Origin of the sequence: Streptomyces sp. NPDC005483, from assembly GCF_040606035.1 — a bacterium.
In the GTDB taxonomy this organism is placed as follows: Bacteria; Actinomycetota; Actinomycetes; order Streptomycetales; family Streptomycetaceae; genus Streptomyces.
Genome location: NZ_JBEXEA010000015.1, coordinates 62,434 through 75,222, shown reverse-complemented (window position 1 = coordinate 75,222; position 12,789 = coordinate 62,434). Strand labels below are relative to the sequence as shown.

Genomic DNA, 12,789 nt, shown 5'->3' with positions numbered 1-12,789 from the left:
GCTTGCTCCAAGCCCGAGAACTTGAAGTCCTGGAGGAAGTCGATGGCGCAGGTCGAGGCCACTACGGAGCGGATCGTCGCGGCGGACGCGGAGAAGGTGTTCGACGCCGTCGCCGACTACAGCGGCACGCGCTCGAAGGTGCTGCCCGAGCAGTTCAGCGAGTACGAGGTGCGCGAGGGCGGCGACGGCGAGGGCACCCTCGTCCACTGGAAGCTCCAGGCCACCAGCAAGCGCGTGCGCGACTGCCTCCTGGAGGTCACCGAGCCCACCGACGGCGAGCTCGTCGAGAAGGACCGCAACTCCTCCATGGTCACCACCTGGCGGGTCACCCCGGCAGGCGAGGGCAAGTCCCGCGTCGTCGTGACCACCACGTGGCAGGGCGCCGGCGGCATCGGCGGCTTCTTCGAGAAGACCTTCGCGCCCAAGGGTCTCGGCCGGATCTACGACTCCCTCCTCGACCGGCTCGCCGCCGAGGTCGAGAAGTAAGTCCCCGGTACCGGGCGGAAGTTGATCTCGTCCACCTGATCGAGTGGATCTCCGCACGGCCCACCGGCGTGCCGTAACTCGTCGCGCTTGCTCGTAGTTGTCGCCTTGTGCGGGAAATGCGTGGCGGGCGCGACGAGGGGAGCGGGACGTGGGCGTGGGAGTGGACGTGACGACTGCGACGCACGGGGAACGGGTCGAAGCGCCACCGGAGGCCCCTGCGCCGGCCGTCCGACTCGGCCCGCGCCAGGTGCGGTTGATCTTCCTCGGGCTGATGCTCGCGCTGTTCCTCGCCGCGCTGGAGCAGATGATCGTCGCCACCGCGCTCCCGAAGATCGTCGGTGAGCTGCACGGCCTGGACCGGATGTCCTGGGCGATCACCGCCTACCTGCTCACCGCCACGATCGGCCTGCCCGTCTACGGCAAGCTCGGCGACCTGCTCGGCCGCAAGGGCGTCTTCCAGTTCGCGATCCTCGTCTTCGTCGCCGGCTCCGCGCTGGCCGGCCGGGCCGCGACCATGGACCAGCTGATCGCCTTCCGCGCGGTCCAGGGCGTCGGCGCGGGCGGCCTCATGATCGGCGTGCAGGCGATCATCGCCGACATCGTGCCGCCCCGGCGGCGCGGCCGCTTCATGGGCCTGATCGGCGCCGCCTTCGGACTCGCCTCCGTCGCGGGCCCGCTGCTCGGCGGCTACTTCACCGACCACCTCTCCTGGCGGTGGTGCTTCTACGTCAACGTGCCCTTCGGGCTGCTGACCCTGGCCGTCGTCACCGCCGTGCTCAAGCTTCCGAAGCCGTCGGTGAGGCCCCGGTTCGACGTGCTCGGCGCGCTGCTGCTCGCCGCGGCGTCCACCTGCCTGGTGCTGCTCACCAGTTGGGGCGGCACCGAGTACGCCTGGGACTCACGGGTGATCCTCGGCCTCGGGGCCGGAGCGGTGGCCTCCACCGTCCTCTTCCTGGTCGCCGAGCACTTCGCCGCCGAACCCCTCATCCCGCTCCGGCTGTTCCGGGACCCCGTCTTCACCGTCACCGGCCTGGTGGGCCTGGTGACCGGCGTCGCGCTCTTCGGAGCGGCGAGCTATCTGCCGACCTTCCTCCAGATGGTCGACGGCGCGAGCGCCACCGAGTCCGGCCTGCTGATGCTGCCCATGATGGCCGGTATCGTCGGCGCCTCCGTGATCGCCGGACAGCTCATCAGCCACACCGGCCGGTACCGGATCTGGCCGGTCCTCGGCAGCGCCCTCTCCGTCGTCGGCATGTGGCTGCTGTCCCGGCTCGAAGTCGACACGCCCCGGCTGCACTACAGCATCTGGATGGCCGTCCTCGGCACCGGGATCGGCATGGTGATGCCGGTGCTGATCCTCGCCGTGCAGAACTCCGTCCGCCCGGCCGACCTCGGCACCGCCACCAGCGCCAACAACTACTTCCGGCAGATCGGCGGCAGTGTCGGAGCGGCGGTCTTCGGCACGCTCTTCGCCGACCGGCTGGCTGAATCGCTGAGGCAGCGGCTGCCCGCGAGGGAAGGGCTGCCCGACCCCGAGTCCATCACCCCGCAGCTCGTCCACGCCCTGCCCGCGGCGCTCCGCGACGACTACATCCGGGCCTACGCCGACGCCATGCCGAGGATCTTCCTCTACCTCGTGCCGGTGCTCCTCCTCGGCCTGCTGATCGCCTTCTTCCTCGAGGAGAAACCGCTGGTGTCCCACCACACCGCCGACACGGAGACCACCTCGATCCCGCAGGCCCGCTCTCCGCGCACCGCCGGAATCCCCGTGTGCGGCACGGTGCAGCACTCCGAGGGGACCGTCGTGCCCCGGGCCGCACTCACCCTCATCGACGTGGCCGGAGCACAGATCGGTCGCGGTACCAGCGGCGAGGACGGACGGTACGCGCTGTCGGCGCCCGGGCCGGGGTCGTACGTCCTCATCGCCGCCGCGAGCGGCCACCAGCCGCAGGCCGTCGCCGTGACGATCGGCGAGCGACCCGTCGGCCTGGACATCGTCCTCGGCGGCGCCGGACGGCTCACGGGCCGGGTACGGACCGCCGACGGCACACCCGTACCGGACGCCACCGTCACGCTGACCGACGCGCACGGCGAGGTGGTGGCCACCACCCGCAGCTCGCTCGAGGGTTCCTACGCCGTCACCGAACTGGTCGCGGGGGAGTACACCCTCGCCGCCGGCGCGCCCGCGTTCCGCCCCGCCGCGCTCCCCGTCACCGTCCGGGCCTCCCGGGAGACCAGGCAGGACGTCGAACTCGCGGGCGGCGCGGTACTGCACGGAACCGTGCGGGCCGGTGGCGGACGGTCCGTCGAGGACGCGCGCGTGACGCTCCTGGACGTCGCGGGCAACGTGGTGCGCTCCCTCACGACCGGCCCCGACGGCACCTTCCGTTTCGCCGACCTGTCCCACGGCGAGTACACCGTCATCGCCACGGGCTACCCGCCGGTCGCCACCGTCCTCCAGGTGGCCGGCGGCGGTCGGACGGAGCGCGATCTCCAGCTCGGGCACGAGAACTGACGGAGCGTCAGTGAGGGGCGTGCGCCGGGGCTCTCCGGTCCGGGCCAATTCCCGCATTGCCGCACACCGTGACCGACCGGCGCCGTACGGTGGAGCAGGCGGCACAGATCTTGCGGAGAGAGGGCCTGGGCCATGGACCATGGCACCGAGAGGGGCGCACCTCCCAGCCGCGGAGCTGGGAACGGCACGGCGGACGGAGCCGCCGCGGCCGGACGTGTCCCGCTGGCCGTGGTCGTGGTGGACCGCGACGGCCTGGTCTCGCACTGGAGCCGGGGCGCGAGCCGGCTGTTCGGCGCCGCCAAGGAGGAGGCCATCGGCCGCTCGGCGGCGGACCTGCTGCCCGTCTCCGGAGCACTCCCCGCCGAGGAGGACACCCCGGCCTACGGCGGGTACGCGGCCTACGACGGACTCGGACCCGACCTCGAGTCCTCCCTCTACAGCGGGCTGTCCTACCCGGCCGCCGGCCGTGCCCGTCTCACCGTGCCCGGCGCGGACCGCGTCGACGTCCTGTGGTGGGCCTACCCGCTGGTGGGCCCCGGCCGGGAGCGTCTGCTGGTCCTGGCCGCCGACGCGGGCGGACTCCAGCAGGACCTTCACCACAACCATCACCAGGATCGCGACCTGGACGAGGGCGGCACGGGCGTGGAGCGGATCGCGCCCGCCTTCGCCCTGCACACCGACTTCCCGGGCGCCGACGCACTCGCCCGCGGGCTTCCCGAGATCCTGCCCAGCATGAGCGTCGGCGAGAGCGCCCGCATCGTCGCGCAGATCCTCGAACTGGGCTATCCGATCCTGGAGTTCAGCCAGAACGACCGGGTGCCCGTCACCCCCGACTGGGGCGTGCCCCGGCGCGCCGAGCGCAGGGCCCGCCGCGAGCGGGCGGCCCGGGCGGTCGCGGCGGGCCTCCCGCTGCCGCAGGACGAGCCGGACGAGGGCGAGGACCTCGAGTACGTCGCCGTACGCGAGCGTCTGGAGTTCCTCAACGAGGTCAGCGGGAAGATCGGTACCTCCCTCGATCTGTCCCGGACCATCGTCGAGGTCAGCAGGGCCGTCGTGCCCCGCTTCACCGACGTCGCCGGCACCTATCTGCGTGAACAGGTCGTCGCCGGCGAGGGGTTCCCCGACGGTGTCCCCGACACCACCACCATGTGGCACCGGGTGGCCCTGGAGCACACCGACGAACCCGGCCGCTGGGACGACGTAGTGCCGGTCGGCGAGGCCATGCCCTTCCCCGCGCACACCCCGTTCTTCCAGTGCATGACCAGCGGTGAGCCCGTCCTCGTGCCGCGCATCAGCGAACAGATGGGGCACGCGATCGCCTCGCAGTTCGAGAAGCGGGACATCAGGCCGCTGATCACCGGCCGCTCCATGCTCGTCGTACCGCTGAAGGCCCGCCACGTGGTCCTCGGGTTCATGATCCTGCTACGGCACCCCGAGCGCGTCGAGTTCAACGACATGGACCGCGTCACCGGCGCCGAACTCGCCGCCCGCGCGGGCCTCGTCCTCGACAACGCGCGCATGTACACCTTCCAGGAGTCCGTCGCCGAGACCCTCCAGGACAGCATGCTGCCGCACATCCCGGCGCGCATGGCGGGCTGCGACATCGCCACCCGCTATCTGCCGGGCACGCTCCTGGGGCGGGTCGGTGGCGACTGGTTCGACTCCGTGAAGCTGCCCGGCGCACGGACGGCCCTGGTCGTCGGGGACGTCATGGGGCACGGGCTCAACTCGGCCGCCATGATGGGCCAGTTGCGTACCGCCGTACAGACCATGGCCGCGCTCGACCTGCCGCCGGCCCAGCTGCTGCGCAACCTCGACGACCTCGCCCAGCGGCTCGGCGACACCTACCTCGCGACCTGCCTCTACGCGGTCTACGACCCGATCGCGAGCGAACTCCACCTCGCCAACGCGGGGCACATTCCGCCGGTGATCGTGCGGGCCCGGGACGGGCGCAGTGAGCTGCTCGACCTGCCCACCGGGGCGCCCATCGGCGTCGGCGGGGTGCCCTTCGAGGCGGTACGCGTGCGTGTGGAGCCCGGAGACCGGCTGCTGATGTGCACCGACGGGCTGGTGGAGGTGCGGGGCGAGGACATCGGGGTGGGTCTCGCGACGCTCACCGAGTCCGCCGCGCATCCGGCCGCGTCCATGGACGACGCCTGCGACGCGATCATCCGTGCGCTGAACCCGCGCGGTGGCCGCAAGGACGACGTGGCGCTGCTCATGGCCCGCCTCAACGGCATCGAGCCGGACGACGTCGCCGAGTGGCGGATCTCCCTCGATCCGGTCGAGGTGGGGCGCGCCCGCGCGGTGGTGCGGGAGCAGCTGCACGACTGGGGGCTGGCGAAGCTGGCCGACGGCACGGAGCTGATGGTGAGCGAGCTGGTGACCAACGCCGTACGGCACTCCCACGGCCGTCCCGTCCAGCTGCGGCTCGTGCGGGGGGACACCTTGCTGTGCGAGGTGGACGACGACGACCATGATCTGCCGAACCTGCTGAGCGCGGGGCCAACCGACGAGCAAGGACGAGGGCTCAGGGTGGTCAGCACGCTTGCCCGGGAGTGGGGTGCGAGCCGTACGAAGGACGGGAAGACCGTCTGGTTCGAACTGACCCTGCCGCGTCGCTGAGGGGCGCCTGGGGGCGCGTGTCTCTCGAACTGGCAGTGAAGGAATGCGCCATGCGCTTGTCCGCGTGACCTTGGCGCGATACACCGTACTGGCCCGTCAAGTGTGGCGGGTTTGTGTCGCATCCTGGGGAGTTGGGCATGAGCGTGACTGGTCGGTACCGGGAGTCCTGGGAGGGCTTCTGGCGGGAGGCCCCGGGGCGGCAGGGGGCCGTGTTCTGGGACGCGGAGCCGGTGTTGACCGCCGGGGTCCACCTTGCCCACTTCGAGCCGCTCCTGGTCGATCCCGGCCTGCCCCTCGTGGACCTGGGCTGCGGGAACGGCACCCAGAGCCGTTTCCTCGCCGCGCACTTCACCCAGGTCATCGGCGTCGACCTGTCCGCCGCCGCCCTCGACCGCGCGCGCGACGCCGACCCCGACGGACAGGTGACGTACCAGCTGCTGGACGCCTCCGACAAGAGCGAACCGGAGAACCTGCACGCCGAACTCGGGGACACCAACGTCTACATGCGGGGTGTGCTGCACCAGGCCGCGCCCGAGGACCGGCAGCAGTTGGTCGACGGGATCGCCACGCTCGTCGGGGAGCGCGGCCGGGCCTTCCTCGTCGAGCTCTCCGAGGCCGCCAAGTCGATCCTGGTGGGCCTGGCACAGAGCCCCGACGGACCGCCCGCCAAGCTGGCCCCCGTCTTCCGGCACGGCATCGCACCCGGCGAGGTCGCCGACGAAGCGGTGCCCGTGTACCTCGGGGCGGCCGGGCTGACGATCGCGGCGAGCGGTGAGCTGCCGCTCATCACCACCGAGTACCGGGCCGACGGCACCCGGATCGAACTGCCGTCGAAGTGGTGGGTGGTGGGCCGCACCGCCTGACAGCCCGGAGGTCAGCGCGTCCTATCGGCGTACCTGAGCGGGCACCCCGCCCGTGACGGGCGGGGTCTTCCGGAACGCCCACTCCATCCGTGGCTCCATCACACACCGGAAGACCCGCCGCACGGGAGCGGTGCACAGCGCGGTCACCACCGCGCCGGCGACGAGCGTGGCGGCGATCTCGCCGAGCGGGGTGTGCGGCCAGCGGTGTCCGGCCCAGTCGAAGTGGTTGCCGGCCTGGACGACGAAACCGTGCAGCAGGTAGCCGTAGAGCGTGCCCGCGCCCAGGGTCGTGAACCACATCCGGCGCCCCGGCACCCAGGACAGGAAACAGGCGACCAGGACGAGCGAGCAGGCGAAGAGGGCCAGCGTCATCAGCGGCCCGTACCAGTCGGGCACACCGAAGTGCTCGGCGGCGTCGCGGTGGAAGAACCAGGCGTAGTCCATGCGCGGGACCGCCCAGTACGAGAACAGCAGCGAGCCCGCGAGGACCGGCACCGCGAGCAGACGCACCCGCCACTGCCGTACCAGCGAGAAGTGCTCGGGGCGCAGGCACAGGCCGAGCACGAAGTACGGCAGGAACTGCAGGGTGCGCTGGAGGTCCAGGTCGTGGCCGATGGACGGGCTGAGGGTGGCGAGCGCGGCGAGCATGAGGGCGATCGGCAGCGGCCACCGCACGCTGCGCCAGATCGGCGTGGTCAGCCGCCAGATGAACAGGGCGGCCAGGAACCAGGTCAGGTACAGCGGGTCCAGGAGACTGACCGCACGGTCCGGCACACCGTCCGACCACCGGGTGAAATAGGTGTACGCCGTCTCGAACACGACGTAAGGGACGACGACCCCGGTGACCAGCCGCTTGATCTTCGCCGGACTCGCGTCGAACGAGCGGGAGAAGTAGCCCGAGATGATGATGAACGCCGGCATGTGGAAGGCGTAGACGAACGTGTAGAGCGCGGTGACGGCACGGCTGTCGGAGCGCAGCGGCTCCCAGGCGTGGCCCATGGCCACCAGCACGATCGCCAGGTACTTGGCGTTGTCGAAGAACGCGTCGCGCTGCTTCGGGCGTCCGGGCGGGTTCCCCGGCGCGGTGGTCGCCGTCATGGGTCCTGCAGACCGGACGGGCTGTGCGGTGTCGCTCACTCTTCTCCTTGGCCGTCTCCTGTGGAACCCGCGAGGGAGGATACGCGTCTTCCATGAGCCACCTGTGAAGCGGGGGTGAGCGGCATTCGGCTCGCCTCACCACTCACGGGCGACGTAAACCTCCGCGACGCGTAACGTGGCGCACCATGAAGATCCTGATCAGCGCCGACATGGAGGGCGCCACCGGCGTGACCTGGCCGGCCGACGTGCTGCCGGGCACACCGCAGTGGGAGCGGTGCCGGTCGATGTTCACCTCGGACGTGAACGCCGCCGTGCTCGGCTTCTTCGACGGGGGCGCCGAAGAGGTACTCGTCAACGAGGCCCACTGGACCATGCGCAACCTGCTCCTGGAGCGGCTCGACGAGCGCGCGCAGATGCTCACAGGGCGGCACAAGTCGCTGTCCATGGTCGAGGGCGTCCAGCACGGCGACGTCGACGGCATCGCGTTCCTCGGCTACCACGCGGGCGCCGGCCAGGAGGGCGTCCTCGCCCACACCTACCTCGCCAACTCCATCACCGGGGTGTGGCTGAACGACGTCCCCGCGAGCGAGGGACACCTGAACGCGCACGTGGTCGCGGAGTACGGCGTCCCCGTCGTCCTGGTCACCGGAGACGACGTGGCCTGCGAGGACGCCCTCGGCTACGCCCCCGAGGCGCTGAAGGTCGCCGTCAAGGACCATGTCTCGCGGTACGCGGCCGTGTGCCGCACACCCGCCCGTACCGCCGCCGACATCAGGGCCGCCGCCAAGGAGGCCGCGTCGCTGGCGGTCCGTCAGGAACCGGTACAGGCAGGGCCGTTCACGATCGCGGTCGAGTTCGATGCCGAGCACCTGGCGATGGCCGCCACCGTGGTGCCGGGTGTGGAGCGGATCGGGGTGCGGAAGGTGGCGTACACGAACGAGACCATGTACGCGGGAATCCGTACCTTCAAAGCGGTCACCACCATCGTCTCGGCCGCCGTGGAGGAGCAGTATGGCTGACCAGCAGGGACTGGACGAGGTCGTCCGGTTCACCTCCGACCTCATCCGTATCGACACCACCAACCGGGGCGGCGGCGACTGCCAGGAGCGCCCGGCCGCCGAGTACGCGGCCGAACAGCTGGCCGGGGCGGGTCTGGAGCCCCTGATGCTGGAGCGCACCAAGGGCCGTACGAACGTCGTCGCCCGGATCGAGGGCACCGACCCGTCGGCGGACGCCCTGCTCGTCCACGGTCATCTGGACGTCGTGCCCGCCGAGGCCGCCGACTGGAGCGTGCACCCGTTCTCCGGGGAGATCCGCGACGGCGTCGTCTGGGGGCGCGGCGCGGTCGACATGAAGAACATGGACGCGATGATCCTGGCCGTCGTGCGGGGCTGGGCGCGACAGGGCGTACGGCCCCGGCGTGACCTCGTGATCGCGTTCACCGCGGACGAGGAGGCCAGCGCCGTGGACGGCTCCGGGTTCCTCGCCGACGAGCACGCCGAGCTCTTCGAGGGCTGCACGGAGGGGGTCAGCGAGTCGGGGGCGTTCACCTTCCACGACGGCTCCGGGCGGCAGATCTATCCGATCGCGGCGGGGGAGCGCGGCACCGGCTGGCTGAAGCTCACCGCGCGTGGCCGGGCAGGACACGGCTCCAAGGTCAACAAGGAGAACGCGGTCACGCGGCTGGCCGCCGCCGTCACCCGCATCGGCGAGCACGAATGGCCGCTGCGGCTCACCCCGACGGTCAGCGCCGCCCTCACCGAACTCGCCGCGCTCTACGGCATCGAGACCGACCTCACCGACGTGGACGGGCTGCTGGAGAAGCTGGGCCCGGCGGCCGAGCTGGTCGCGGCGACCGTCCGCAACAGCGCCAACCCGACCATGCTGGAAGCCGGTTACAAGCTCAACGTGATCCCGGGCGAGGCCGTGGCCTACGTCGACGGCCGCTATCTGCCCGGCGGCGAGGACGAGTTCCGCGCGACCCTCGACCAGCTCACCGGACCGCACGTGGACTGGGAGTTCAGCCATCGCGAGGTCGCCCTCCAGGCGCCGGTCGACTCACCGACCTACGCCGGGATGCGTGCCGCCGTGGAGGAGTTCGCGCCCGAGGGACACGTGGTGCCGTACTGCATGTCCGGCGGCACGGACGCCAAGCAGTTCTCCCGGCTCGGCATCACCGGGTACGGGTTCGCGCCCTTGAAGCTCCCGGAGGGCTTCGACTACCAGGCGCTCTTCCACGGGGTCGACGAGCGCGTCCCCGTCGAGGCACTGCACTTCGGCGTGCGGGTACTCGACCGCTTCCTGCGAACAGCCTGAGCAAGTGGGGGAGAACGTGCAGACGTCGGCATACGGTTCCTGGCCCTCGCCCATCGACGCGGCGCTCGCGGCCGCGCACGACGGGCATCCCGAATGGCTGGGCTTCGTCGGGGACGAGGTGTGGTGGACCGAACCCCGGCCCGCCGAGGGCGGCCGCCGCACCCTGGTGCGCAGACGCACCGACGGGACCGAGGAGTCGGTGCTGCCCGCGCCGTGGAACGTGCGCAGCCGGGTCATCGAGTACGGCGGCCACCCCTGGGCCGGGGCGGTGCCGGCCGGTGAACCGCTCGTCGTGTTCGTGCACTTCGCCGACCAGCGGCTGTACCGGTACGAGCCCGGGAGCGAGCCGTGTCCCCTCACGCCCGTCTCCCCGGTGGGCGTCGGACTGCGCTGGGCGGAGCCGCAGTTGAGACTCGACCTCGGTGAAGTGTGGTGCGTCCTGGAGGAGTTCACCGGCGACGGGCCCACCGACGTCCGCCGGGTGCTCGCCGCTGTGCCGCTGGACGGCTCGGCCGTGCAGGACCGCGACGCGGTGCGCGAACTCACCGACGACCGGCACCGGTTCGTCACCGGGCCCCGCATCTCGCCCGACGGCACCCGCGCGGCCTGGCTCGCCTGGGACCACCCGCGGATGCCCTGGGACGGCACGGAGCTGATCGTCGCCGAGGTCCACCAGGGCACGCTCCGGGAACCCCGCGCCGTGGCCGGCGGCCCGGAGGAGTCCATCGCCCAGGCCGACTGGTCGCCCGACGGGAGGCTCCTGTACGCGAGCGACCGCACCGGCTGGTGGAACCTCTACCGCGACGGCGAGCAACTCTGCCCGCGCGAGGAGGAGTTCGGCGGCGCCCTGTGGAAGCTCGGCCACCGCTGGTTCGCCCCGCTGGACAGCGGACTGATCGCGGTGGTGCACGGCACCGGCTCGACCGCCCTCGGGATCCTGGACCCCGAGACCGGCGAACTCGTCGACGCGGCAGGCCCCTGGACCGAGTTCGCCCCCACCCTCGCCGTGCACGGAGAGCGGGTCGTCGCCGTCGGCGCCAGCCCGCGCACCGCCTACGAGGTGGTGGAGGTGGACACCCGCACGGGCCGGGCTCGGGTGATCGGCGCCGAGCACGACGACCCGGTCGACCCCGCGTACTATCCCGAGCCCCTGATCCGCGTCTTCACCGGGCCGGACGGCCGGGACGTCCACGCCCACGTCTACCCGCCGCACCACCCCGGCCACCGGGCGCCGGCCGACGAGCTGCCGCCGTATGTCGTCTGGGCGCACGGCGGGCCCACCGGCCACGCGCCCCTCGTCCTCGACCTCTCGATCGCGTACTTCACCTCGCGCGGCATCGGCGTCGCCGAGGTCAACTACGGCGGCTCGACCGGATACGGGCGGGAGTACCGCAACCGGCTGCGTGAACAGTGGGGCGTGGTCGACGTCGAGGACTGCGCGGCCGTCGCGCTCGCCCTCGCCGACGAGGGCACCGCCGACCGCGACCGGCTCGCCGTCCGCGGCGGCAGCGCGGGCGGCTGGACCGCCGCCGCCTCGCTCACCGCGACCGACGTCTACGCCTGCGGCACGATCATCTACCCGATCCTCGACCTGGCCGGCTGGGGCACGGGGGAGACCCACGACTTCGAGTCCCAGTACCTGGAGAGCCTGGTCGGACCGCTCGCCGAGGTCCCCGGACGGTACGCGGAACGCTCGCCCGTCGAGCACGCCGACCGGGTCACCGCGCCCTTCCTGCTGCTCCAGGGCCTGGACGACGTGATCTGCCCGCCCGCGCAGTGCGAGCGGTTCCTCGCCCGGATCGCCGGCCGGCAGGTGCCGCACGCCTACCTCGCCTTCGAGGGGGAGGGGCACGGGTTCCGCAGGGCCGACACGATGATCCGCGCGTTGGAGGCCGAACTGTCTTTGTATGCCCAGGTGTTCGGGCTGAACCCGCCCGGCGTCCCGACATTGGAGCTCACCAGGTGAAAGAACTCGTACGGCCGCCCAGACTCGCGCCCGGAGCTCGCGTGGCCGTCGTCGCCCCCAGCGGACCGGTGCCGGAGGAGCGCGTCCAGGCCGGCCTGGACGTCCTGCGCGGCTGGGATCTGGAACTGGTCGTGGCACCCCATGTCCTCGACCGCCACGGCGAGTTCACCTACCTGGCGGGCACGGACGCCAACCGGGCGGCCGATCTTCAGAACGCCTGGTGCGACCCCACCGTGGACGCCGTGCTGTGCGCCCGCGGCGGATACGGCGCGATGCGCATGGTCGACCTGCTCGACTGGGACGCCCTGCGCGCGGCCGGACCCAAGGTGCTGGTCGGGTTCAGCGACGTCACCACGCTGCATGAGGCGTTCGCCGCCCGGCTCGGCCTGGTCACGCTGCACGGTCCCATGGCCGCCGGCATCGACTTCATCAAGAACGCGCGGGCCCAGGAACATCTGAAGGCCACGCTGTTCGCGCCGGAGACGGTCCGCACGATCGCCTCCGCCGGCACGGCCCTCGTCCCTGGCCGGGCCCGCGGTGTCACCCTGGGCGGCTGCCTCTGCCTGCTCGCCTCCGAACTGGGCTCCGCACACGCCCGGCCGGGAGCGCGCGGCGGACTGCTCTGCCTGGAGGACGTCGGCGAGGAGACGTACCGCCTCGACCGTTACCTGACCCAACTCCTGCGCGCCGACTGGCTCGACGGGGTGCGCGGGGTGCTCCTCGGGTCGTGGGAAAGGTGCGAACCGTACGAGGGGGTGCGCGCGCTGCTCCTCGACCGGCTCGGCGGCCTCGGTGTACCCGTCGTCGAGGAGTTCGGCTTCGGGCACTGCGCGGGGGCGCTGACGATCCCGTTCGGGGTAGCCGCCGAACTCGACGCGGAGGCGGGCACCCTGACCCTCGACGAACCCGCACTGTGCTGA

At 71.8% G+C, this 12,789-nt stretch carries 9 protein-coding genes; 8 read left to right on the top strand and 1 reads right to left on the bottom strand.

Annotated elements, in window-relative coordinates; translation table 11 throughout:
• The first annotated feature begins 42 nt into the window (after nucleotides 1-42).
• The 4 genes from ABZT06_RS27470 to ABZT06_RS27455 all read left to right on the top strand — a co-directional run bounded on the left by ABZT06_RS27470 (nucleotide 43) and on the right by ABZT06_RS27455 (nucleotide 6,489).
• The gene (locus ABZT06_RS27470; RefSeq protein ID WP_007385839.1) at nucleotides 43-486 is read left to right on the top strand and encodes an SRPBCC family protein; all 444 of its coding nucleotides are present in this window, start codon (nucleotides 43-45) and stop codon (nucleotides 484-486) included.
• A 160-nt stretch (nucleotides 487-646) separates the two neighbouring features.
• Complete coding sequence (locus ABZT06_RS27465; protein WP_355746675.1) at nucleotides 647-3,001, top strand: MFS transporter; 2,355 nt, start codon at nucleotides 647-649, stop codon at nucleotides 2,999-3,001.
• 132 nt (nucleotides 3,002-3,133) lie between these two features.
• The gene (locus ABZT06_RS27460; protein ID WP_355746253.1) at nucleotides 3,134-5,626 is read left to right on the top strand and encodes a SpoIIE family protein phosphatase; all 2,493 of its coding nucleotides are present in this window, start codon (nucleotides 3,134-3,136) and stop codon (nucleotides 5,624-5,626) included.
• A 137-nt stretch (nucleotides 5,627-5,763) separates the two neighbouring features.
• A complete protein-coding gene (locus tag ABZT06_RS27455; protein ID WP_355746250.1) occupies nucleotides 5,764-6,489 on the top strand; it encodes a class I SAM-dependent methyltransferase in 726 nt (241 codons plus the stop codon).
• Nucleotides 6,490-6,510: 21 nt separating this feature from the next.
• On the opposite strand, the gene ABZT06_RS27450 is transcribed toward ABZT06_RS27455, so the two are convergent.
• Nucleotides 6,511-7,587 (bottom strand): acyltransferase family protein, encoded by a 1,077-nt coding sequence (locus ABZT06_RS27450; RefSeq protein WP_355746247.1) that lies wholly within the window; start codon nucleotides 7,585-7,587, stop codon nucleotides 6,511-6,513.
• 185 nt (nucleotides 7,588-7,772) lie between these two features.
• Here ABZT06_RS27450 and ABZT06_RS27445 point away from each other — a divergent pair, with 185 nt between their 5' ends.
• The 4 genes from ABZT06_RS27445 to ABZT06_RS27430 are packed head-to-tail and all read left to right on the top strand — an operon-like array spanning nucleotide 7,773 to nucleotide 12,789.
• Nucleotides 7,773-8,606 (top strand): M55 family metallopeptidase, encoded by an 834-nt coding sequence (locus ABZT06_RS27445; protein WP_355746244.1) that lies wholly within the window; start codon nucleotides 7,773-7,775, stop codon nucleotides 8,604-8,606.
• The gene (locus tag ABZT06_RS27440; RefSeq protein ID WP_355746242.1) at nucleotides 8,599-9,903 is read left to right on the top strand and encodes a M20/M25/M40 family metallo-hydrolase; all 1,305 of its coding nucleotides are present in this window, start codon (nucleotides 8,599-8,601) and stop codon (nucleotides 9,901-9,903) included. Before ABZT06_RS27445 ends, ABZT06_RS27440 begins: the two co-directional genes overlap by 8 nt.
• Before the next feature lie 4 nt (nucleotides 9,904-9,907).
• The gene (locus ABZT06_RS27435; protein ID WP_355746239.1) at nucleotides 9,908-11,869 is read left to right on the top strand and encodes an LpqB family beta-propeller domain-containing protein; all 1,962 of its coding nucleotides are present in this window, start codon (nucleotides 9,908-9,910) and stop codon (nucleotides 11,867-11,869) included.
• Nucleotides 11,866-12,789, top strand: coding sequence for an LD-carboxypeptidase (locus tag ABZT06_RS27430; RefSeq protein ID WP_355746236.1), 924 nt, complete (start codon nucleotides 11,866-11,868; stop codon nucleotides 12,787-12,789). The genes ABZT06_RS27435 and ABZT06_RS27430 overlap by 4 nt, the downstream gene beginning before the upstream one ends.